25 protein-coding genes are annotated in these 23,052 nt (G+C 41.5%); 17 read left to right on the forward strand and 8 right to left on the reverse strand.

All coding sequences use genetic code 11. From position 1 onward, the window contains the following. Positions 1-12: 12 nt before the first annotated feature. From CVD28_RS10425 to CVD28_RS10435, 3 genes are all read left to right on the forward strand, one after another. The gene (locus CVD28_RS10425) at positions 13-1,383 is read left to right on the forward strand and encodes a bifunctional metallophosphatase/5'-nucleotidase (protein WP_101592296.1); all 1,371 of its coding nucleotides are present in this window, start codon (positions 13-15) and stop codon (positions 1,381-1,383) included. A 65-nt stretch (positions 1,384-1,448) separates the two neighbouring features. Beyond that, entirely contained in the window at positions 1,449-1,751 is a 303-nt protein-coding gene (locus CVD28_RS10430; protein WP_101592297.1) for a YunC family protein, read from the forward strand. A 324-nt stretch (positions 1,752-2,075) separates the two neighbouring features. Continuing rightward, entirely contained in the window at positions 2,076-3,179 is a 1,104-nt protein-coding gene (locus CVD28_RS10435; RefSeq protein ID WP_101592298.1) for an HD-GYP domain-containing protein, read from the forward strand. A gap of 158 nt (positions 3,180-3,337) precedes the next feature. On the opposite strand, the gene CVD28_RS10440 is transcribed toward CVD28_RS10435, so the two are convergent. Beyond that, positions 3,338-4,339, reverse strand: a complete 1,002-nt coding sequence (locus CVD28_RS10440; RefSeq protein WP_374702513.1) for a M23 family metallopeptidase — start codon at positions 4,337-4,339, stop codon at positions 3,338-3,340. 267 nt (positions 4,340-4,606) lie between these two features. On the opposite strand from CVD28_RS10440, the gene lipA reads away from it, so the two are divergent. Then, complete coding sequence (lipA, locus tag CVD28_RS10445) at positions 4,607-5,521, forward strand: lipoyl synthase (protein ID WP_101592299.1); 915 nt, start codon at positions 4,607-4,609, stop codon at positions 5,519-5,521. Between the two features lie 124 nt (positions 5,522-5,645). Here the strand turns inward: lipA and CVD28_RS10450 are convergent, their stop codons facing one another. Next, the gene (locus tag CVD28_RS10450) at positions 5,646-6,332 is read right to left on the reverse strand and encodes a YhcN/YlaJ family sporulation lipoprotein (protein ID WP_101592300.1); all 687 of its coding nucleotides are present in this window, start codon (positions 6,330-6,332) and stop codon (positions 5,646-5,648) included. Between the two features lie 138 nt (positions 6,333-6,470). Between CVD28_RS10450 and CVD28_RS10455 the strand changes: the two genes are divergently transcribed. Next, the gene (locus tag CVD28_RS10455; protein ID WP_101592301.1) at positions 6,471-6,746 is read left to right on the forward strand and encodes a YutD family protein; all 276 of its coding nucleotides are present in this window, start codon (positions 6,471-6,473) and stop codon (positions 6,744-6,746) included. A gap of 47 nt (positions 6,747-6,793) precedes the next feature. Here CVD28_RS10455 and CVD28_RS10460 read toward each other — a convergent pair whose 3' ends face one another. Further along, on the reverse strand, positions 6,794-7,012 hold the full coding sequence (locus tag CVD28_RS10460; protein WP_101592302.1) for a hypothetical protein: 219 nt from the start codon (positions 7,010-7,012) through the stop codon (positions 6,794-6,796). Positions 7,013-7,237: 225 nt separating this feature from the next. Then, positions 7,238-7,504 carry a DUF3055 domain-containing protein gene (locus tag CVD28_RS10465; protein ID WP_101592303.1) on the reverse strand — a complete coding sequence of 89 codons (267 nt, stop codon included), beginning with the start codon at positions 7,502-7,504 and terminating at the stop codon, positions 7,238-7,240. A 228-nt stretch (positions 7,505-7,732) separates the two neighbouring features. Between CVD28_RS10465 and CVD28_RS10470 the strand changes: the two genes are divergently transcribed. From CVD28_RS10470 to CVD28_RS10485, 4 genes are all read left to right on the forward strand, one after another. Continuing rightward, complete coding sequence (locus CVD28_RS10470; RefSeq protein ID WP_101592304.1) at positions 7,733-9,055, forward strand: EAL domain-containing protein; 1,323 nt, start codon at positions 7,733-7,735, stop codon at positions 9,053-9,055. Position 9,056: 1 nt separating this feature from the next. Continuing rightward, entirely contained in the window at positions 9,057-9,494 is a 438-nt protein-coding gene (locus tag CVD28_RS10475) for a DUF86 domain-containing protein (protein ID WP_101592305.1), read from the forward strand. 90 nt (positions 9,495-9,584) lie between these two features. Next, entirely contained in the window at positions 9,585-10,352 is a 768-nt protein-coding gene (locus tag CVD28_RS10480; protein WP_101592306.1) for a TIGR01457 family HAD-type hydrolase, read from the forward strand. Between the two features lie 201 nt (positions 10,353-10,553). Further along, positions 10,554-11,318, forward strand: a complete 765-nt coding sequence (locus tag CVD28_RS10485) for an HAD family hydrolase (protein ID WP_101592307.1) — start codon at positions 10,554-10,556, stop codon at positions 11,316-11,318. Between the two features lie 108 nt (positions 11,319-11,426). Here the strand turns inward: CVD28_RS10485 and CVD28_RS10490 are convergent, their stop codons facing one another. Next, positions 11,427-11,924 (reverse strand): phosphatidylglycerophosphatase A family protein, encoded by a 498-nt coding sequence (locus tag CVD28_RS10490; RefSeq protein WP_101592308.1) that lies wholly within the window; start codon positions 11,922-11,924, stop codon positions 11,427-11,429. A gap of 205 nt (positions 11,925-12,129) precedes the next feature. On the opposite strand from CVD28_RS10490, the gene yutH reads away from it, so the two are divergent. The 4 genes from yutH to thrB all read left to right on the forward strand — a co-directional run bounded on the left by yutH (position 12,130) and on the right by thrB (position 16,950). Continuing rightward, positions 12,130-13,134, forward strand: coding sequence for a spore coat putative kinase YutH (yutH, locus tag CVD28_RS10495; RefSeq protein WP_180954102.1), 1,005 nt, complete (start codon positions 12,130-12,132; stop codon positions 13,132-13,134). Between the two features lie 509 nt (positions 13,135-13,643). Next, a complete protein-coding gene (locus CVD28_RS10500; protein WP_101592310.1) occupies positions 13,644-14,942 on the forward strand; it encodes a homoserine dehydrogenase in 1,299 nt (432 codons plus the stop codon). Continuing rightward, positions 14,939-16,000, forward strand: coding sequence for a threonine synthase (gene thrC, locus CVD28_RS10505; protein ID WP_101592311.1), 1,062 nt, complete (start codon positions 14,939-14,941; stop codon positions 15,998-16,000). The genes CVD28_RS10500 and thrC overlap by 4 nt, the downstream gene beginning before the upstream one ends. Continuing rightward, positions 15,997-16,950: a homoserine kinase gene (gene thrB, locus CVD28_RS10510; protein WP_101592312.1), complete on the forward strand. Its 954-nt coding sequence runs from the start codon at positions 15,997-15,999 to the stop codon at positions 16,948-16,950. Before thrC ends, thrB begins: the two co-directional genes overlap by 4 nt. 94 nt (positions 16,951-17,044) lie before the next feature. Here thrB and CVD28_RS10515 read toward each other — a convergent pair whose 3' ends face one another. After that, positions 17,045-17,275: a NifU family protein gene (locus CVD28_RS10515; protein WP_257985825.1), complete on the reverse strand. Its 231-nt coding sequence runs from the start codon at positions 17,273-17,275 to the stop codon at positions 17,045-17,047. Between the two features lie 289 nt (positions 17,276-17,564). Here CVD28_RS10515 and CVD28_RS10520 point away from each other — a divergent pair, with 289 nt between their 5' ends. Beyond that, positions 17,565-17,891 carry a YuzD family protein gene (locus tag CVD28_RS10520; RefSeq protein ID WP_101592313.1) on the forward strand — a complete coding sequence of 109 codons (327 nt, stop codon included), beginning with the start codon at positions 17,565-17,567 and terminating at the stop codon, positions 17,889-17,891. A gap of 104 nt (positions 17,892-17,995) precedes the next feature. On the opposite strand, the gene CVD28_RS10525 is transcribed toward CVD28_RS10520, so the two are convergent. Continuing rightward, positions 17,996-19,063, reverse strand: coding sequence for an NAD(P)/FAD-dependent oxidoreductase (locus CVD28_RS10525; protein ID WP_101592314.1), 1,068 nt, complete (start codon positions 19,061-19,063; stop codon positions 17,996-17,998). Positions 19,064-19,348: 285 nt separating this feature from the next. On the opposite strand from CVD28_RS10525, the gene CVD28_RS10530 reads away from it, so the two are divergent. After that, positions 19,349-19,585 carry a YuzB family protein gene (locus CVD28_RS10530; RefSeq protein ID WP_101592315.1) on the forward strand — a complete coding sequence of 79 codons (237 nt, stop codon included), beginning with the start codon at positions 19,349-19,351 and terminating at the stop codon, positions 19,583-19,585. Between the two features lie 192 nt (positions 19,586-19,777). On the opposite strand, the gene CVD28_RS10535 is transcribed toward CVD28_RS10530, so the two are convergent. Further along, a complete protein-coding gene (locus CVD28_RS10535) occupies positions 19,778-20,482 on the reverse strand; it encodes a DUF2225 domain-containing protein (RefSeq protein ID WP_101592316.1) in 705 nt (234 codons plus the stop codon). A 270-nt stretch (positions 20,483-20,752) separates the two neighbouring features. Between CVD28_RS10535 and CVD28_RS10540 the strand changes: the two genes are divergently transcribed. After that, positions 20,753-21,115 (forward strand): HesB/IscA family protein, encoded by a 363-nt coding sequence (locus tag CVD28_RS10540; protein WP_101592317.1) that lies wholly within the window; start codon positions 20,753-20,755, stop codon positions 21,113-21,115. A 179-nt stretch (positions 21,116-21,294) separates the two neighbouring features. Then, the gene (locus CVD28_RS10545) at positions 21,295-22,911 is read left to right on the forward strand and encodes a M20/M25/M40 family metallo-hydrolase (RefSeq protein WP_101592318.1); all 1,617 of its coding nucleotides are present in this window, start codon (positions 21,295-21,297) and stop codon (positions 22,909-22,911) included. Positions 22,912-23,052 lie beyond the last annotated feature (141 nt).

Raw genomic sequence — 23,052 nt, forward strand, 5'->3', positions numbered from 1 at the left:
GAGGGTTGGACGATGTCTGAAATCATACATTTTTACCATATAAATGATTTGCACAGCCATTTTGAGAACTGGCCCCGGATCTGCGAATTCCTTGAGAAGCGTAGGGAGCTCCATTCCGATACCGGAGAAGAGTTTGTGCTGGCAGATCTCGGCGACCATATGGACCGCTGGCATCCTTATACGGAAGCTACTTTAGGAAAAGGAAATGTAAAGCTGTTAAACGAAGCCGGCTTCCATTATGCTGCCATTGGTAATAATGAAGGGATTACCTTACCATTTAAAGCTTTGGATTCCTTATATAAAGGTGCCAATTTTCAAGTCCTTGCAGCAAATTTATATAAGGAGGACGGCATCAGGCCTCAATGGTCGCTTCCGTACGCTATACATAGTACGAAAAAAGGCACCCGAATCGGTTTGATTGGCCTAACCGCTTATTATCATGCCTTTTATGGTGAACTAGGCTGGCAATTGTCTGATCCAATTGAGGAACTAAAACACCAGCTTCAGATTCTTAAGGGAGAAACAGATATGATCGTCCTTTTATCTCATCTGGGTCTCCATGAAGATGAAAGAATGGCTTTAGAATTCCCCGAAATCGATATCATTTTGGGGGCACATACACACCATATCCTGCATGAGGGAAAGCTAATTAACCAGACTTTATTATGCTGTGCAGGCAAATATGGAGAGTTTGTGGGTCATGTTCAGGTTGTTATAGGTGAAAATCAGGCTATAGAAAAAGAAGCCCAGTTATACGATACAAACAAGTTTGCTTATTGTAATGGTGAAAAGGAATGGGAGGATAACCTCTTTCAAAAGGGAAAATCGATGCTCGGAGAAGAAGTAACAGTATTGCCGGAAAATCTCTCAAATGATTGGTTTGGGCCTTCTGATCTCTCCAGGCTATTATGTGAGGCCCTTAGGGAATGGTGCCATGCCGATTGTTCTTTTTTAAACGCTGGACTGCTCTTGTCCAGCCTTAACAAAGGCCCGGTAACCAAAGCTGCTCTCCATAGTATCTGTCCTCATCCTATTAATCCGTGTGCCGTAATGCTTACTGGTGCAGAATTAAAAGAAATTTTGCAGGAGTCCAGAAACAAAGATTGGCCCCATCTGCAAATAAAAGGATTTGGTTTTAGAGGGAAAATAATGGGCTCCATGATATATGACGGGGTTGAATTTATCGCCAGTAATGCAGGGTGCCATCAGCAGCTTATTACCATTGATGGCTGTCCGATAATCCATAATAAGCTTTATCGTCTTGCTATTCCGGATATGTTTACTTTTGGAAATTTCTTTCCGGAAATACGGCGCTCGCCAAATAAAAAGTATTATATGCCGGAATTTCTTCGGGATCTATTGGCCTGGAAGCTAAAAAAATAATGAACGTAACCGTTTCTTTTCCTATTACATAAATTAACATTGAGAAAGGAAAGGAGCGGTTATTCATGGTTACCATTGAGCCTATCGTAGTGAATGGTTACACATTTATTGGTGTTTCAGTTCAGCTCCCCAAAACCAATCTTCTATCAATTTCTTCTGAGAAGGGATATATTATGTGCGGCGCATTGGATGTAGCATTATTGAATGAGAAACTCAGCAGCAGGGAAATCATTGCCGGCAGGGCAGTGGGCGTCAGAACGCTTGGAGAACTACTGGAGGCGCCGTTGGAATCTGTTACAACCTATGCTGAAAAACTAGGAATCACAAAAGGCATGATAGGTAAGGATGCGCTGCTGAAAATGGTATAGCGTTAGTATTAATGATAAAAGTGCATGAAAATACAAAAACATTTACAGCCCTTGCCATTGGCAGGGTTTTTTTGATGGCTATGTTAAAGCTCATTGTGGATTTTGCCACTATGTTGATTAGAGCGGAATTAAAAGCCAAGTTTATCCGAAAAATATGTATAAAAATTCAAAAAAACTAAGAATAATTACCTAATTATGATTATCTTTCTTCATTTTTTTTGTAAATATCCGATAATGGAAAAAGAGATTGTATTGTAGATAATTGGACTTTTTATCATCATTTTCCATTGGGAAACTATTAAATAGAGAATCAGGGGTTAAAAAATGAGGTTAATTAATACAAACACGCTTATCCCCGGTTTGAAGCTAGGGAGAAGCCTATATAATGAGCGCGGTCAAATACTGCTTAATGAGAGCGTCGAATTAACTGAACGAATGATACAGCGGCTAAGGGAGCTTGAAATCCCCTTCGTTTATATCCAGGAACCGAGGACAGAGCATATCGAGCCTGCTAAGTCTATTTCAGAAGAACTGAAGCGCGAAGCTGTAAAAACGATCGTGGACACCTTTGCTCAAATAGAGAAAGAAGACTTAAAAGCGTCGTTTGTTATTGAAAAAGCCGCGAAACGTTTCAATTCGCTGATTCGCCACATCCTGCAGGAAATCAACAACAATAAGGAACTGCTTACACTTTTGGCGGATGTTTTTATCCATGATAATTATATTTTCACCCATTCTTTAAATGTAACCCTATATTCTCTGGCAATTGGGATAGAAATGAAACTGAATCAAAAACAAATTGAAATGCTGGGAATGGGCGCGATATTACATGATGTCGGGAAAATGCTCGTTCCAGCAGAAATATTGATGAAGCCTGATAAGCTGTCTGTTGAGGAGTTCGAAGAAATTAAGAAACATTCGGACCTCGGGTTTCATCTGCTGCGAAATGCAGTTACAGTGCCGCTGATCGTTGCCCATTGCGCTTATCAGCATCACGAAAGGCTTGATGGTTCGGGTTATCCAAGGGGAATCAAGGGCGGGGAGATTCACCTCTTTGGACGGATTATTGCAGTGGCAGATGTATTTGACGCGGTAACTTCTAACCGGGTATACCGTAAAGCAATGCTGCCGCACGAAGGGCTGGAAATTTTATATGCGGGTTCGGGCATCCAATTTGAATCTAAAATCATTGAGGCCTTCCGGAGAGCTGTTGCTATCTATCCAGTGGGGCTTATGGTGGAACTAAGCGATGGGCGGAAAGGTATTGTTTCCAAGCAGAATACCGGATTAAGCGATAGGCCGGTTATTGAAGTTCTTGAAGAAAACGATAAGGAGGTTGATCCTTACGAGGTGAATTTAAAGGATCGTATCGACCTAATGATTGTTGGCTGTGATACAGCCATTTCGGCGGCCTCGATCGCCAGATAAGTTTTGAGTAAAATCCTGCCTGCTGAGGGTTGTGTACCAGAAATACAAAAACCTTGTCTTATGTCGGAAGCCCACAGACAAGGTTTTTTACGGAAAAATTTATACAAGGTGGAAACGCAATGCACGGGATCTAAGAGAAATCTCGCTCCAGGACGCCTTTACCGTTTTTTCTTCTTTGCAATGTCTTTGCGCTCCCAAAGCTTCAAGTGAGGATAGGGGTCAAAGCTCCATTCAGTTGTACCGTTATCTTTATAAAGGCCATAATGAAGATGCGGAGGGAATTTACCGGAAGTACCTGGCGGGCCATATCCAGTGCTGCCGACTCCGCCAATCAGCATGCCAGGTTCTACAATCTGCCCTGACTGCAGGCCTTTTGCAAAACCGCTAAGATGAGCGAAGTAGTGGTAAGTATTGTTGATATCCCTTATCCCGACACGCCATCCTCCAAACCTGTTCCAGCCTTTCATTTCAATAATTCCATAACAAGTTGATCTAACAGGCAATCCGTAATCAGCGAATACGTCTGTACCCTCATGCGATCTCCTGCCGCCCCAGCCGCGGGCCACTCCCCATGTGCTCCTATAGCTATAGTGAGTCCTGACTGGTACAGGGAAAGCTTTTTCCTGCAAATCTAATCGTCCAAAATGCTTGTATAATTTAGCGTTTCCCATAATGATACCTACGGTTTTATCTCTTTTATAATAATCCCATAAGGCCATTCTGATATGGTCTTCGTCACTTCCGAATGCCAGCAGGTAATTTGTAAAGCTAATTAAAATGTCCTCGTCAGTTTTTGCTGATGCTTTCCCATCTGCATTACCGTCCAGCCCCATCCCGCCAAAATACTTAATGGTCTTCGGGTTTTCATCTTCCTTATCTGGATTGATGGCACCGGTCCATTTTTCAGGAGGGATATTGATTCCGATAGCGCCTTTTGCCGGCTCTACATTCCTTCGTGTGCTCCTTACAGTATGTTCAAATTGATCAACTGCAGCAAGATAATACCACGGAATATGGAAGGAAGATTCCATTCTTTGATAAAGGTCCATCCTTTGCTTCAGAACTTCATCAGGATTAGTAGCCGCAGCTGCTTCATTTATTTTGAGCGGGCAAAGTGCTATCACAAGCATGACAGAAAAAAGGGCCCCTTTATAGCGCATACCTATTCTCCTTTCCAAATTTCAGCATAATGTTATTTTGTAACCGAGATTGTATTTTCATATGCTCAAAATTATGGTAATGAATGCGGTAAACTTGTCTCCACTGGATTTTATATGATAAAGTGACAAAGAAGCAGAAGGTAAAAGCCTTCCGAAAACTTCCATTGATCAAGGCTGGGTCCGCTTCATTCTGGTGAACGGCTTGCGCCTAGCAGCATAAAAACGCGAATTTTTTTTATAATACAAGGAAATGGAGTTGTTATCTTCATGAGCACAAGGGAAGATCATCTTCGTAAACCGGAATGGTTGAAGATTAAATTAAATACAAATGAAAATTATACCGGCCTCAAGAAAATGATGCGGGAAAAAAGTTTACATACAGTTTGTGAAGAAGCAAAATGCCCAAACATCCATGAATGCTGGGCTGTGAGGCGTACAGCTACCTTTATGATTCTTGGGGACGTCTGCACGAGGGCTTGCCGCTTTTGTGCTGTAAAAACCGGGCTGCCAACAGAGCTTGATTTAGCTGAACCGGAAAGGGTTGCTGATTCAGTGGCTCTAATGAACCTAAAGCATGCTGTAATTACGGCTGTTGCCCGGGACGACCTAAAAGACGGGGGAGCGGCAGTATTCGCTGAAACAGTCAGGGCGATCAGAAGGAAAAATCCATTTACGACAATTGAAGTTCTCCCTTCTGATATGGGCGGAGTATATGAAAACCTGAAATTACTGATGGATAGTCGGCCTGATATCCTGAACCATAATATTGAAACAGTAAACCGCCTTTCTGACCGTGTCCGTGCACGTGCCAAATATAATCGTTCTCTTGAATTGCTGCAAAGAGCTAAAGAAATGCAGCCTGATATCCCAACTAAATCCAGTTTAATGGTAGGACTTGGTGAAACGAGGGATGAAATTATTCAAACAATGGATGACCTTCGTGCGCATAATGTTGATATCATGACAATTGGCCAATATTTACAGCCTTCCAAGAAACATTTGAAGGTGGAGAAATACTATAGCCCTGAAGAATTCGCAGAGTTTAAGGAAATTGCAATCCAAAAAGGGTTTAGCCATTGTGAAGCGGGTCCGCTCGTACGCTCATCTTATCATGCAGATGAACAGGTAAGCTCAGCGGCTAAACAGCTGCAAAAAGAAGGAGATCATGCTCTGGAAGCATAGTAAGAACAGAAATGATCTGCTTTATGTAAAACAAAGAGAAAGAACCGATATGGTCTTTCTCTTTTTTAAGGATAAGCTGCGGCGGCGCCTTGTGCATTTAGTGAGCCCATATTGTGGCTGCCATTTATCTTTGATTTTTTATTTCTTTAACTTTTTGGCTTATATTATCATCTTCATCCGCATTGCCAGTTGTTTCATTTTCCATTTCTCCATTGGCATTCTCGCCGTTGCTAAGCTTTCTTCCCTGAGGGGATTTAAGCATCTCGCGTATCGTTGCTTCAATGCTTTCATCTGTGCCCCTGCTTTTCGAATCAAGCGTCGCAAAGTTTTCTATATCAGGCATTAAAGCTTTGTTGTCGCTAACGTACACGTGATAATATCTGGGGACAACTGAAATGGCAGTTCTTTTAACCTGGTCCGCTGTCTCTGACCGATTTTTGGAATCGGTTCCATAAACAACTAAAACCTCTTCATCTGTAACCAGAGTGGCCACATCTTTTATATTTGGAACCTGCAGGTTTAACCGGGTAATAATATCAGAAAGCTGCTCCCTATCGATGCTCGGAATTTCTTCGCTTCCAAGGTTTCGTCCGTTGATAGTTGCATTATCAGTCCGGGTATATCCAAAATCATCTTTATTATTATTCCGGTCCCGATAATCCTCATCGTAAACCCTAGTTGGATTATTTACCCTGGAAGGGCTCGTCGTATCATTAAATGAATTCCGGTCACCATTTCCGCCAGCGTTAAAATTACAAGCCGATAGTGCAAAGATAGAGCATAATCCAAGAGTTAAAAAAGATTTTTTCATTATATATAACCCCCTCAATAGTAATATGAGCAAATTTCTGTTAAATTCGCCTAGAAATTGATGGGGAATCAGTTATAATTTAAGGAAGCAGGCAGAATATATTTAACCAGGACGAGAAGGCAATGTGAGGTGAAACGGATGATCAGCATTAATAATATTATGTATGAAGTAATAGAAGAACGCAGGGATGGTTTTAACGAAGAAGCCTTCCGTGCTCGATATAGTGAAATATTAACCAAGTATGATTATATTGTAGGGGATTGGGGCTACGGCCAGCTTAGACTGAGGGGCTTTTTCGATGATCAAAGCCAAAAAGCTACATTCGATACAAAGATTAGTACTTTAACCGAATACCTGTATGAATACTGCAATTTTGGTTGTCCCTATTTTGTGGTGAAAAAAATTAAGAAATAAGAAAGGTGCCTGAACCCTAATTTATATATGGGTTCAAGCACCTCGTTTTATTTGTCGACCTTTCCATGTTCCTGTGGACTTGGAAAATCATTTTTAAAGGCGCTGTAAAAGTGCTGGCCTTTGCGCCATTCCGAGGACTTATTTCGAACAGGCTCGTCTTTCCCGAAAGGAGAGCCGTAAGGGCCTTCCGGCAGATCCTCAATCGCTAGCATATCCCGCTGGCTTTGGACGTTTGAAAAATCGCAATATTCCTCGTTTTTCTCCATAACATCCTCCCCTTAATCATGTTCGAAGTCCATAACCTGTAAAAGGGAATCTTATCAATACCCTACAAATAGTCTTCCTTACAGAGATAATGGTATTCGGATCAAATGGAGGGGAAATACAGTGTATTTTGCTTTCTGAGAGAATTCAATTCTGTTTAAATTTAATACCAACGCGGAAATCGGCCTTTCGCGGAATTTTATAGTACAGGCAAAAAAAATATCGGCTTACACTAACTCAGATAAAAAGGAACGTAACTCAGCGGCATCTTCCTCACTGAGCTTAAATACATGCTCAAGATATCCTTCTTCCTCTAAATCATCCTGCCCAATAATAGCAAAACGGCTGCTTTGAAGGTCAAGCACCAGTTTCTTGCCATAAAATCGGTCAGTCATCGTAATGGCCAGATCAAATCTTACATTTTCACCCATGAAGCTGACAAAGCGTGTTTTAGTATCCATTAAATCGTTATATAAGAAAAAACGTTCTTCCATTTTTCGTCTCCTTCTTCTCCTCATTTTCTTTGTGTATATAGATAACATCATACCAATTAATACGGTTTTTGAGAACTTATTCCCTGCTTTAAGCATTGTTTATCCAAATGGGAAAAATCAACAAATATAATAACTCCTATTTATATATAAATTATGGAAATATCAACAGAATTCGACATTATTGTGATAAGATAGACCTATATAGATTGCCAGGAAGGGTTGGAACCTATGGCTCATAATAATGATAATATACATGGATTTCTGGACAAATGGCTCAGGTTCTTTTACCCGGATACTAAGATCCGGTTTTACCCACCGCAATTCATCATCAGGAACCCAATGGTATCCTCAGTGAAAAAAGCGGTAAATGAAGGCTTTGAAGTGGCAGTTATTGCGTACCATCTTAAAAACATGAGAGAGCTTGCAGAAAACCTGGGAAATAATAGCTATAACCAATATATACGGAATTTAAAATCCTTTTTTATGGAAGTTGTTAAAAGTACTGTCCCTGAGGATGACATTTTAATCGTCCATGATTATTACAGTGACGGGCTGACCTTGCTGCTTAAGGTTAATCCTAATAAGCAGCAACTAGCTGAGTTGGATGGACTTACATCAAAAGTTGCTGAAGATACAGTAAAACAACTTAAAACTTTGTTTCCAGGCTTAGCCCCTGTGCTGCAGCCAGGATACATGTTTATTGAAAAAAAGCATTATTCCCTGGAAGGTGCTTTAAATAAGGCGCACCATCAAGCGGTTGCTATGGCCGAGAAAAGGGTTCATTCAGGTTTCAACCAGATGCTGTATTCCATGAATAAAATTGTGGCTGGAAGGAATATCCGCCTTCTGGCACAGCCGATTTTCGATGTGGCTACAAGGGAGATAAGGGCTTATGAAGTCCTGACGAGAGGCCCTGCAGGTACCGAACTTGAAAGTCCTTTGACGCTTTTCTCAGTGGCAAGGCAGACGAATATGCTTTATGAGCTTGAATTGATTGTCGTTCAAAAAACACTGGAGCAAATCAGTTTAAATGGCTCTGCCCAGAATGTCTTTATAAATTTAACGCCTATAACAGTTGGCAGCCAGCGGTTTCTCGAAGATCTAAAAAAAGTCCTAAGCCTTTACCCGGAAGTCTCTCCACGGCAAATTGTGATTGAGCTTACGGAGCGGGATTCGTTTGAAGATATTGAATTGCTTTCAGTCAATATTAAAATGCTGCGCCAGATGGGTTTTAGAATTGCCATTGATGATACCGGGGCAGGCTATGCCAGCCTTCATACGATCAGTGAAATCATGCCGGATATTATTAAAATTGACCGTTCTGTCATTCAAAATATAGACAGCAATTCAGTAAAGGAGTCCATGCTTAAGGGTTTGCTTCTTATTGCAAACGAGGCCGGTGCCGCTGTTGTGGCCGAAGGAATTGAGAGTGAAAAGGAAGCTATGGTATTATCAAGGAATAAGGTAGATTTGGCCCAAGGCTACTATTATGCCAAACCGGCTAAAATTGAAAAAATCCGGAAATCCTGGCATATGGAAAGGACATCCTAAAATGTATTTTGTTGACCGTGACCGAATAGAATTAACTTTGCAGTATCTGGAGCGTCAGATCCGCACTTTTCAGGGGCAGTCCCATTGGGAGAGTGAATTGGAGCTGCTTGCTCTTGAGAGGATTATACAGACGTCTATTGAGGCGGTACTGGATGTAGGCAATGCTATGATCGATGGTTTTATCATGCGTGACCCGGGCAGCTATGATGATATTATTGACATAATGCTTGACGAAAAAGTAATTTCAGAAGAAATGGAGCTAATGTTCAAGCAGGTTTTACCGCTTAGAAAGGCTCTTGTTCAAAACTATATCAGCGTCGAACATTCCGCTATAGCTCAAACCTTTAAAGACTACAGCCGGGCTTTTGAAATATTTCCAGAAGCAGTTAGGAACTACTTATTAAATGAGCTTGGCCCTGTGTCTGCTTTTAAAAACTGACCGTTAGCTAAGGTTTAATTCCTGGATATCTGGCAGGGAAGTATGCATAATAGCTGTATGTGCAGTTTTTAATAGTAGGAGTGATATTCATTGAAGCAATACAAAGGTTATTTAATTGATCTGGATGGAACGATGTATAAAGGTTCGGAAAAAATAGAAGAGGCTGGCGACTTCATCAAGGAGCTTATAAAGCGTAAAATCCCCTACCTGTTTGTAACTAATAACTCATCCCGTACAGCGGCCCAGGTAGCCGAAAAGCTCCGCGGATTTGATATTGCTGCTGAAGAAGGCCAGGTCTTCACGACAAGCCAGGCAACAGCAAACTTTATCGCTGAACGCAAAAGCGATGCGTCAATATACGTAATTGGTGAGGAAGGGATCAGAACAGCCCTTGAGGAAAAGGGCTTTACTTTTGAAGATGAAGCTCCTGATTTTGTTGTAATGGGAATTGACCGGAGCATTAATTATGAAAAGCTGACGAAGGCATGTCTTGCGGTGAGGAATGGCGCAGTATTCATTTCAACCAATGGCGACATCGCATTGCCCACTGAAAGAGGCCTGCTGCCGGGTAACGGTTCTATAACCTCCGTTGTAGCGGTATCAACACAGGTCCAGCCGATATTTATCGGAAAACCTGAATCAGTCATAATGGAACAAGCCTTAAAGGTGCTTGGCACTGCCAAGGAGGAAACGCTGATGGTAGGCGATTACTTTGATACTGATATCCTGGCCGGCATCCGGGCAGGAATGGACACATTGCTGGTTCATACGGGAGTCACAACAAAGGAACACCTAAAAAATTATAAGGACCAGCCTACTTACACATTGGACAGCCTTGACCAATGGAGTTTTGAATAGGCGGCGAATAGTAACCCCTGTCAATACGACGGGGTTTTATTTTTTGGGATGGAATGAAGAAACGAGTATTTTTCAGATATCCGCTCCAATTTACAAAGCAGGTATCAGGAGAATTTACCATAATATATTCAGTGTTTACCAAACGGGGAAATGTCATTTTTACATATAATAATGACATCACTGTTTAAAGGAGTTTAAATTATGAAGCCGCAAACACTAATATTCGATCTGGATGATACGCTTATTGAATGCAATAAATATTTCAGGGACGCCACCAGCGAGTTCGCAGAACAGATGCACGAATGGTTCCCTAATGTAACGAAAGAAGAAATTAAAGAAAAACAACTTGAAATAGATATAAAGAGTATTGAAAAGTACGGTTTAAATTCCTCCCGGTTTCCAGAATCCCTTGTTAACACATATAAATATTATTGTGAGAAACAGGGCAGGGAAGTCAAAGACAGCGAAATTGAAAGTGTTCGGATAATCGGTCTTAAGGTTTTTCAAATAGAAGTACAGGCTTTTCCCTATATGTATGAAGTACTAAATGAGCTGAGGGAAGATGGACATCACCTCTATTTATTCACAGGAGGAGACAAGGCAAACCAAAGCAGAAAGATTATACAGCTGGAGCTGGAAACATACTTTGAAGATAGAGTTTTTATCTCTAATCATAAAAATGCAGATGCTTTGAAAAAAGTGTTAGAAAAAGTAAAGTGCAGCCGGGAATCGACATGGATGATCGGAAACTCATTGAAAACGGATATTTCTCCCGCTCTGGAGCTGGGGATCAATACGATCCATATTCCTTCTGACATAGAATGGAGCTACAACAATAAGCTGGACGCAAATGTTCAGCAGCTTGGGCGGATTAAAACCATTAAAAAACTAACAGACCTGCCAAAGTTTATACGTGAAAACTCCTTGGAAAGCTGTAACAACGTGCAAAGCCATCAGGTCAATTAGCAAGCACATAATGCACTATAACAAGGAGCAATACCTCCATATAATTACTTTTAAATTAAAAAGCCCCGGTTTCATAACGGGGCAAGCATTGATATAAATGAGGTATGCTCATTCTGTATTTTCCGCACGGTGGGCGAGCCTGCTTGATGCAGCTGCAGCAATGGCACCGACAATATCATCCAAAAACGTATGGCATTTTCCTGAACTTTTGTCGTTCAAATCCTTTAATATCCCAGGTTTTTGTTTATCAATAAATCCGTAGTTCGTAAACCCGATCGATCCATATACGTTTACGATTGAGAAGGCCAGGATTTCATCTACTCCATAAAGACCTTCGTCCGCTTCAACGATCGATTGAAGTGGTTCCTCAAGCATCTTCTTCTCCGCAAGCATATCAAGCTGTATCCCGGTAAGGATCGCATTTTGAACTTCTCTTTTAGAGAGGACCCGCTCAACATTTTTAATGCAATCTTCCATTTGCAAATTATTGTGATAGCGTTGTTGCAGATACATTACCAGCTCAGCAATATCCTGTACAGCGATTCCGCGTTCGCCAAGCCATCTTCTTGCCGTTTGTTCCGATAAGCTTATCTTTTTTTCACCCATCCATATCACCTTTTTCACTAGGCTTTTCTAATATTTATGAGAGCCTTATAAAGAAAATGCCATATCCCGAATCAGAATAATCATTTTAAGGTACTGTTAAAAGTTCTTTTTTTCATATAGTATATAGAGCCCCCAATTAAGTACTTTTTTTGGAAGGAAAGGGCCGGAAATGCCTAGAAACTTGGTATTTAGAAGGAGGATCTATATGCAGCTTCAAGAGGCATTATTGAAAAATTACAGCATTAATGTTGAAAGCGGGCTTGTACCTGGAAAGAATCAGGTGTTCCAATCAGGGAACAGCCTATTTACTATTGAATATGTTGACGGAGCAAAACCGGAAGAATTGCTTGAAAGGCAGCAAATGTCGGCTCATCTGCTCCAGCAGGGAGACCGGTATGTATCCAGGTTTGTAATGGCTGCAAATCAAACATACATATCTGAAGCGGATGGCAAAGCCTTTATATTATTAGAAAACAACTTTCTTGCTGAGCCACGAACATATAAGCTCGGGAGGAAGCTTGCTAAGTTTCACCATCGTGCACGCTCGCTTTTACATCCGATTAAAGAATGCAGCCGGATTGGGAAGTGGAACGAGTTCTGGGAAAATCGGATCGACCAGCTTGAAAAAGTGTGGCAGGAAAAGGTTCAGTCCCATCCAGGTAATGAATTTGAAGAGCTCTTTGTCGATACATTCCCATATTTTTTGGCGCTTGGTGAAAATGCAATTCAGTATTTAGTTGATACTGAAATTGATGATGACCCATCTGCCCAGGATGCAGGAACCGTATGCTATGACAGATTTTCAAATCTTACATGGAGCGGCAGCTATTGTATTAAAAATCCATTTGACTGGGTATTTGACCATGGCTGCAGGGATATATCCGAATGGATCCGCCAGCATTTCTTTGACAACCCTCACACCTTTCAGCCTGGGATCAGGAATTTCCTGCAGGAATACCAAAGCGTTCAACCGCTGTCGCGTTTTTCTTTCAGGCTACTGTATGCCCGCCTGTTGTTTCCTATTCATTACTATGAGACGGTAGAAGAACTTTTACTGAATCCTATAGAATCAAGAAGGAAATTACTCGAAGAAAAACTTCAGGCTGTTGTTGACCAATCAGGGGACTATGAAGAGTTCTTGGGCAGATTTTTTGATACTGCTGAAGTGCCTGCCAAAAAACTTCAAATTCCAGCTATAGAATGGTTATAGGGCTTTTTCCTTATTATTCAATTTTTCGTTATGCTATGATAGATTCAAATTATTCCTGCTTAAAATTGAGGCTGTATGAAGAAATTGCGTATTGGGAGAATTATTCTCCTTTTTATTTTTGATATTTGTCGCCCAAAAGCCGTCGCATAAGGTAAGAAACAAGGATGCAGCCTGACCGATTTTCAGATTGTCTTCAAACAGCCCGTTTCATTAAAGGACAAACCGTTGGCAGCTGATTGGATTAAGGCTGCTCCTGCCTTATCCAATCAGGATCCTTTCTGCCAAATTTGGTTAATGTCCTGTCATCTGCGTGACGGGGTTTTATAATAGTCAAAAAGCTGTAAAATATTAAAATATATTTTCTCTACATATAACGGGCTATTAAGCGCTTACAATTAAGTTCATAAACTGTTGGACTATTGAAATAATATGAAGGAACACTTATAATGTCTACTATACAAAAACAGTTGTCTTTTCTATATAAACAACAAAAATAGGGGGAAATCCATGTGAAGGCAATATCTATCGGTTTGCTCGGACTCGGCACAGTCGGGTCAGGTGTGGTTAAAATCATTGAAAACCATCAGGATAAGCTAATGCATCAAATCGGCTGTCCCGTTACGATAAAAAAAATATTAGTTAAAGATGAAAGTAAAGAGCGTGCCGTACATATTGAGCGGTCATTGCTGACAACAAATCCGGATGAAATACTGCAAAACCCTGAGATTGATATTGTTATAGAAGTGATGGGCGGAGTGGAGGAAACTAGAGAATATCTTCTAAAAGCTCTGCGATCCAGGAAGCATATAGTTACTGCAAATAAAGATCTGATGGCTGTTTATGGATCGGAATTATTGGCCGTTGCAACAGAAAACAGCTGTGACCTGTTCTATGAAGCCAGCGTTGCGGGAGGTATCCCCATTTTAAGAAGCCTGGTTGATGGACTTGCATCTGACAGGATTACAAAGATGATGGGGATCGTCAATGGAACAACAAACTATATATTAACGAAGATGAGCAAACATGGAAGCCGGTATGAGGATGTTCTAAAAGAAGCCCAGGAACTGGGTTATGCAGAAGCCGACCCAACTTCAGATGTTGGCGGCCTGGATGCCGCGAGGAAAATGGCTATTCTGGCCACACTTGGATTTTCAATGAATATTGACCTGGACGATGTGAAGGTAAAAGGAATTACAGAGATTTCTGAGGAAGATTTAAGTTATAGCAAAAAGCTTGGATATACTATGAAATTGATCGGTATTGCTTCCAGAACGGAAAATAAGGCAGAAGTCAGCGTCCAGCCGACATTGCTTCCTGAATCTCATCCGCTTGCCTCGGTTAATGATGAGTATAATGCGGTCTATGTATACGGAGAGGCAGTCGGCGAAACGATGTTTTACGGTCCCGGTGCAGGGAGTCTCCCTACAGCGACAGCAGTCGTTTCTGATCTGGTGGGAGTAATGAAGAACATGAGATTGGGCGTCAATGGCAGGAGTGCCGTGTCACCGCAATTTGAGAAATCTCTTAAGCAGCCAGGAGAAATATATTCAAAGTATTTTGTCCGCTTGCATGTAAAGGATGAGGTTGGGGTATTTGCCGCCATTACTTCCATTTTCTCAGAGCATGGAGCCAGCTTCGAGAAGATCCTTCAGATGCCGCTGAAACAAAATGAGCTGGCTGAGATTGTCCTGGTTACGCACCGGACTTCGTTACAGGATTATGAAGAGATACTGCAAAAGCTGAACGACTATGAAATGGTTAAAGAGATTAAGAGCACCTACAGGGTTGAAGGAGAGGGAGTAATATGAGCTGGAAAGGCCTGCTAAGCGAATATCAACAATATCTGCCGATAAATGATCAAACACCAAAGCTGACGCTCTTAGAAGGGAACACTCCACTTGTGAAATGTGAACGGCTTTCTGAAGAATTGGGCATCGAGCTTTATGTAAAATATGAAGGAGCAAACCCGACCGGTTCATTTAAGGACAGAGGCATGGTTATGGCTGTAGCAAAAGCGGCGGAGGAAGGATCCAAGGCCATAATCTGTGCATCAACAGGCAATACTTCTGCTGCGGCTGCGGCATATGCAGCCAGAGCAGGGCTGCGCTGCATTGTTATCATTCCGAATGGAAAGATTGCTATGGGAAAAATGGCGCAGGCTGTTATGTATGGAGCTGAAATCGTGTCGATAGACGGCAATTTTGACCAAGCATTAAAAATTGTCCGCAATATCAGCGAAAATTCACCTATTGCACTTGTAAACTCTGTTAATCCATATCGGATAGAAGGCCAAAAGACTGCCGCTTTTGAGATCTGTGATGTGCTGGGTGCTGCGCCTGACGTACTTGCACTGCCAGTAGGGAATGCTGGGAATATTACGGCCTATTGGAAGGGATTCAAAGAATATAATGAAGCTAAGGGAACCGGACTGCCAGAAATGAGAGGCTTTGAGGCTGAAGGTTCAGCAGCGATTGTCCATGATAAGGTGTTTGAAAATCCTGAAACAATTGCAACGGCCATACGGATCGGCAACCCGGCAAGCTGGCAATTTGCGGTGAATGCCGCTAAAGAATCCAATGGAAAAATTGATGAAGTAAGTGATGAAGAAATTCTGTCTGCCTATAAATTGCTTGCACGTAAGGAAGGTATCTTTGCAGAGCCGGCTTCCTGTGCTTCCATTGCCGGTATCATCAAACAGCTGGAAAGCGGGGAAATATCAAAAGGCAGCCGTGTGGTTGCTGTGCTCACAGGAAATGGACTTAAGGATCCAAATGTGGCGGTTGACCATAGCGAAATTAAGCCGGTTCTTCTACCGATGGATGAGGAAGTCATTATCAAACACCTGCAGGGCGCGATTACGGTATGATTGCGGAGGAGAAGATGTTTTCCATAAGGGTTCCGGCCAGTACAGCGAATCTTGGACCGGGTTTCGATTCTGTCGGTTTGGCACTTGGACTGTACTTGCATTTGGATGCAGCACCCTCACCAAAATGGGAAGTTATTGCACTCTCGGATGAGCTAAAGCAATTCCCGAATGATGAACAGAACTATATTGTAAAAGTAGCTAAAAAAACAGCGGCCTATTACGGCAAAAACCTGCCGCCTCACGTTATATACGTGTCCAGTGATATTCCGCTTGCTAGAGGGCTGGGCAGCAGCGCCTCCGCAATCGTTGCAGGCATAGAGCTTGCTGATGCGGCATGCGGCTTAGGATTGACCATTCAGGAGAAGACCCACCATGCTTCATTGTTGGAAGGGCATCCGGATAATGCGGGTGCATCCGTTCTCGGAGGCTTAGTGGTAGGGAAGCATACTGAAAAACATACTGACATTCTTTCCTTCACGCTCGAGGAAGTTAAGGTCATTGCGGTGATTCCCGACTACGAGCTGTTAACTGAGAAATCCCGGGATGTTCTGCCAGCTGGAGTTGCTTTCGGGGAAGCAGTCAGTGCAAGTGCAGTTTCTAATGTGCTAGTAGCTGCGCTTCTGTCAAAAAATTGGCAGCTGGCCGGGAAAATGATGAAAGAGGATCGTTTTCATCAGCCATACCGTACAGCTTTGATTCCCCACTTTCCTGAAATTGAAAAGGCCGCAGAACAAGCAGGAGCTTTTGGTGTTGCGATCAGCGGAGCTGGACCTACTGTCGTCTGCTTTACTAAAAGTGAATTGGCAGTCCAAGCCTGTGAACACCTGTCGTCTGTGTTTCCCCAGTTTACCGTTAAGATAGTAGATATCGACTATCAGGGAAGCGTAGTTACACACCATAAAGGTGATACTGGCAAAGAGAAATCAACTGCCAAGGGCATGGCTGAATAATACTGGAGGTATAAACCTTCGGACGAGTAATGTTGATTTTCCATACAAAAAGCGATTCTGGCTGTCCAGAATCGCTTATTTTATGAGTGGGTTATTAGAATACCTGTTCAACTTCCACAACGCCAGGAACTTCCTCAAGAAGAGCGCGTTCAATACCGGCTTTTAACGTGATTGTAGAACTTGGGCAGCTTCCGCAAGCTCCAAGCAAACGCAGTTTAACGATACCATCCTCTACGTCTACCAATTCACAATCCCCGCCGTCACGAAGAAGAAATGGGCGAAGCTTATCCAATACTTCTTGAACTTGTTCATGCATTTCAGCCATTGCAATCGACTCCTTTCCTATCTTCAATTATAATCAAAAACTGAAAAAAAATCCATCTGAAATCTTTAAAGAAAACCTTTGGAAAGCGAAGCGACAGGCATAGGAAGCGCAATATGGTTCTGACACAACCATCTGGAAGCTGAATATCATAATGATCTGCCATATTCAAAAAATATACTATGGAACTCCTTTGTAATGCCAAGTTACATTTCTCAATGCGTTAGCGAATTTTTTTACCATCATTCTTGAAATCAGGTACAATGGAACAAGAGAGCAAAGGGGTGTTTTTATGGAAAAAACAGAAGTTGAAATCCAGGTGTATGGGGCTGAACAAATTTGTGCAAGCTGCGTAAATCTGCCCTCTTCAAAAGAAACATATGAGTGGCTAGAGGCAGCGCTGAATCGAAAGTTCCCTGGCCAGCCTTTTCACATTGTTTACATTGATATATTTAATCCGCCTGCTGATAATGACAAACTGGAATTCTCCCGCAGGGTAATTGAGGAGGATATGTTTTATCCTGTGGTTACTATTGCAGGAGAGATAGTAGGGGAAGGGAATCCGAAATTAAAGACTATTGCCAGTGAAATGGAGAAGTATGGGTATAAGGCCGAGTAGGATTTAATACTAAATATTTCATTTGAATGCACCTGATCAGGGTGCATTTTTTAGATTTGTACCTTGCAAAAAAAGGACGGGAAAATTCCCGTCCGTAAATTTCCTCATCCATTATGAAACTTATACATCCATAGAATTCCGGATTTTAATAGCCTTGCAACCCGTCCGGTTATCGCTCTGTCAGCTACCAAGCCAAATCCATGCTTTTTCCCCAGGGAGCCAAGGATACCTTTCAGTTTAATAGTTGGGAAGCTTTCTGGAAGTGGTTCATTAGCCCATTTCTTCTGAAGCACTTGAACGATTTGTTCTGCTTGTCCCTCAGCAAGCTGGGCGCTTGGGGCATGAGGCAGGCTTGCGCAATCCCCTACAACGAAAACACTATTATCGTTAGGCAAATGGTGCTGTGGAGTAAGAACAACACGCCCTTGAACGTCTTTTTCGACATCCATTTCCCTAACTATGATGCTTGGCTGAATGCCTGCAGTCCAAACGATTACATCACAGTTAAGAGCTTGGCCATGGTTATATAAGATTTTATCTTCTACCGCTGTAATATTGGAATTGCTGACAATTTCCACGCCGTGTGAGACAAACCATTCTTCTACATACTCACTTAGTCGGGGTGGGAAAGCAGAAAGGATATGGTCACCTCGGTCAAACAGCTTAATCTTCAGGTCCTGCCGGCTTTCGATCAGTTCGCTGGCAAGCTCTACTCCGCTAAGCCCTGCTCCTACAATCGCCACGGTTGCCCCTGCACCAAGGTTATTAAGTGCCTGATAAGTGCGGCGGGATTTATCAATGGTTTGAATGCTATATGTGAATTCATCAGCACCAGGGACATTGTGATACTTATCCTCGCAGCCAAGACCGATGACAAGGTCATCATAAGAAACCGGCTCTTTGCCCTGAATATGGACTGTTTTACCTGCAAGGTCAATTCCAGTAATCTCACCATAAACGTTTTTAATCCGCGGATCTTCAGGAAAAGCAACACGAATATGCTGATCGGAAATAGTTCCTGCAGCAAGTGCATAATACTCTGTCTTTAAACAATGATATGGATTACGGTCGACAAGCGTAATGGTAACATCGTCAGGAAGCTGATTTGGAAGAAGCTTCTGAAGCATTCTCATTCCACCGTAGCCGCCGCCAAGAATGACTAAGTTTTTCATTGTGGATTTCCCCTTTGTGTATAAGCAATGTTTGTTAATAAGTTCACTAATCCCAAGAAATAGTGTGTCATATTGAAAACGAAATCATGGAACTGAAACGTTTTCAAATGCAGTTTTATCGAAAAAATTACAAAAATTGATAAAAGATAAATGATTTCCATAAAAAAGTATAACGAAATTGTCACGAAATCACAACAATATTCTGGGCGTTCTCAATCTTCAATCGTTGACTTCAGAATGAAAAAACTGTAGGATATTCTGTTAGTACCAGTGAGGTGAAAAGCAATGATGGATATAATCGAGTTTTGTGTCAGCAACCTTGCCAGCGGTTCACACGAAGCAATGGAAAAACTGGAAAAAGACCCTAATCTGGATATTATTGAGTATGGCTGCCTTAGTCACTGCGGAAAGTGTGCTAGAAGCATGTTTGCCCTTGTGAATGGGGAAGTTGTTACAGGGGAAACAGCGGAAGAACTTGTTTCCAACATTTACAAGCACCTTGAAGAGAATCCTTTATTTTAATAAGATTTCTTTTTTTACTTCGCTAACTAATTGGCATCTGGCGTTAAATTAATCGGGAAACCGGATAAATTAATTCACAAAAAGCAGTTCTGCTCTTCTTTAAAACAAGGGCAGGAGAGTTCCTAAAATAGCACGGAGATTTATGGAAAAACCTTGCCAGAAGAGAATGGCAAGGTTTTTGACTTTCCTTTATCAACTTACTATTGTATCGCTAAGCTTTTTTTCTTCTCTAATTTCCTGCCAGCGTTCCCGGGCCATATCAATAATTTTTGTTTCGATAGATGAATTCTTCTTTTCAATAACCATGGAAAAATATCTTACGGATTTATCAATTTCTCCGCATCTTCGGTACAATTCCCCTATCAAATACAGCAGCCTGACTTCAGTAACCTGGGTTCCTTTGAAATCATCCGTAGAATAAGATTGTAAATATTCATTACAGGCAAGCTTCATGAACCTTATTTCCTGAACCGTATTTTCCAATTTTCTGTTCAGCCAGGCAACACGTAAATACAGTCCGGCGATAGTGATATGCTTTTCCTTCTTTAAAACGGCACAATAGGAAGCGAGTTTATAGGTTTTAACTGCTTCATGGATTGTCCGGATTCCGCCAAAATCATGAGAAACCCAATTCTTCTGGACCTTGTCCGCAATGATTTCTTTTGTAGTGGGAGGAAAATATTTAGCGAAATCGTCAGAAGCGGAGAATCCGCAATGCGGGCAAACATATATATTATATAATAAGGCATTATGATCATCAGAAGCATAATGCGGATAAAAATCCGTATCATAACTTGTAACCTTAATAAATCTGGATCGGATTTTTTTGGAAGTATATTTTCCTTTGCAAAATAAGCATTCTATATTGCGGTCAAATAACGGCTCGATCGCATCCATATATCCACCCCCCCTTCTTGGAAGTTATAAATTTTATGCAGGTGCTTATATACTATTGATATAAATAATTATAACTCTTTTTTTCATACAAAGAACTATGTAAGTGAGAAAAAGTACCTAAAGTTGCAAAAAAACAAAGGCCGTTTGTACTAGATAAAAGTGTAAATAATCCAAATCACTATTTTCAGTGTGGTAAAGTTGAGCCCTATTCTTTTTTTGTTATATACTATGAGTAAGGACCTCATATTACTTTTTAAGGAGGATTATGTTATGAGTGAAATTGTTAATATTACAGAAGCAGCGGCTTTTCACATAAAAGAAATGATGAAGCATAATGAAGAGGAGGGCTCTTTTCTAAGGGTAGCTGTAAAGGGCGGGGGCTGCAGCGGCCTCTCCTATGGAATGGGCTTCGAACAAAACTCCGATGAACAAGATGCGATATTGAGCCAGCATGGCATCAATATCTTAGTTAACAAAGACGATGCTCCCATTTTAAATGGAACTGTTATTGATTACAAAGAGTCCATGATGGGTGGAGGGTTTACAATAGATAACCCCAATGCCATTGCTTCATGCGGCTGCGGATCATCATTTAAAACGGCTGTAAACGCAGGAACACCGGAAGAGTGTTAAATAACTGAATCTAAAAAATGTCATGCTCGGTTAATAAACCGGGCTATTTTTTTGTTGATTTTCTAAAATAAATTCAGAAAAATAAAAAGATTGTCCCCGAATGTTCAGTAATAAGTGATAAAATTTCAGCATGGTTCACTAGTTTCAAAAGACATTCATACATCAAAGGAGTCTTAACTATGGATGGTACTTTGTTAATGCAAACGGCGGATCAGATGCTGGATATATTGAATGACCTTGTATCAATTGGGAGCATTACTCTATCCGAAGCCGAGAAGCATATTCCGTTTAGAGTCGAACACTATTTAAAGCAGATAACATATTTTAAAGAAAATCAGTCCTATATCAGCCATCATCCCACAATGGATGGCCGTTCCTTTTTATCTGCGTTATATAAACATAACGAAGCAGAGAAAACGGTTATTATGCTAAGCCATTTTGATGTAGTAGACGTGGAGGAGTACGGTGATCTAAAGCACCTGGCTTTTCAGCCTATAGAGCTGACAAAAGCTTTTTTTGAAAGGCTGGATGAACTTCCGGATGACGCAAGAAAGGATTTGGAAAGCGGCGATTGGCTTTTTGGACGCGGCACGATGGACATGAAGTGCGGACTTGTTCAGCATATGTCACTGCTTGAAAAAGCATCAGAAGAAAAGTGGAAAATCAATCTCTTGTTATTGACAGTCCCTGATGAAGAGGTCAACTCAACTGGCATGCGTGAAGCTTTACAGAAGCTGCTGGATATTGCCAGTGAACATCAATTAACTTATACATTATGTTTGAATTCAGAGCCGATGTTTACACAAACTCCTGGGGATGAAAATCATTATTTCTACACTGGGTCAATTGGAAAAATTATGCCGGGTGCACTTTGCTTTGGCAAAGAAAGTCATGTTGGTGAACCGTTATCCGGCATGAACGCAGCGTGGATGACGTCTGTTTTTTCGCAGGAAATGGAGTGGAACGAAAAACTGTGCGAAACCGTGAATGGCCAAACTACCCCGCCGCCGACAGTATTGCTGCAGCGTGATTTAAAAAAAGAGTATTCCGCTCAGCTCCCAAGCGTTTCCGTTAGTCTATATAACTTATTATTAATGAATAGGAATCCTGCTGATGTGATGAGAGCTTTGCGAGAAGCAGCTAGCCGTGCTGCAAATAAAATGAATGATTTCATTCAGGAGAAGTACAGAACTTATAGAATTTCGCAGGACAAGCCTGTTGATATCCGAATACTCTCTTATGAAGAATTAAAGGAATATGCCTGCAAGAAAGCTACCGCCGAAAAGGTTGAGGCATTGGAGTATTCTGCTGCTATGAATACACCAGGTGATAATCGCGAACAATGCATTAAGGCAGTTGAACAAATGGCTAATCTTTGCCAGGAGCTCTCACCGATGATTGTCTTGTTTTTCGCCCCTCCATATTATCCGGCTGTAAATACAGGTGACAATAAAGTTATCAAGAAGCTTAGCAGCGGTCTCATCGAATACACTAAGAAACAATATGGTTATGAGCTTCTTCCTGTAGACTATTTTAACGGCATTTCTGACTTAAGCTATGCTGCACTTCAGGCCCCTCTTTCTGATATGAACAGATATAATACAAATTTGCCTGGCGGCCAGGAGCTGTATTCGATTCCGTTTCCGGCAATGGCAGAACTTACTGCTCCAGTGTTGAACGTGGGACCAATCGGGAGAGATGCGCATAAGAAAACAGAACGTCTTTATTTGCCATTTGCCTTTGAGCAGCTGCCAAGGATATTGGAACATTTACTATTAATGCATCAAAAACAGTGAATAAGTAAAAAAGTCCGTATCCCATCTTGATCAGGGAAACGGACTCTTTACTTTTATATTAAGAAATGTGTCTTTTAAATATGACAGATGTCTAGCTCCAGCGCCCAGCCCCTCGAGGTCATAAGCCAATCACTTCCGAAG

Source organism: Bacillus sp. M6-12 (genome assembly GCF_002860285.1).
Classification (GTDB): Bacteria; Bacillota; Bacilli; order Bacillales; family DSM-1321; genus Peribacillus.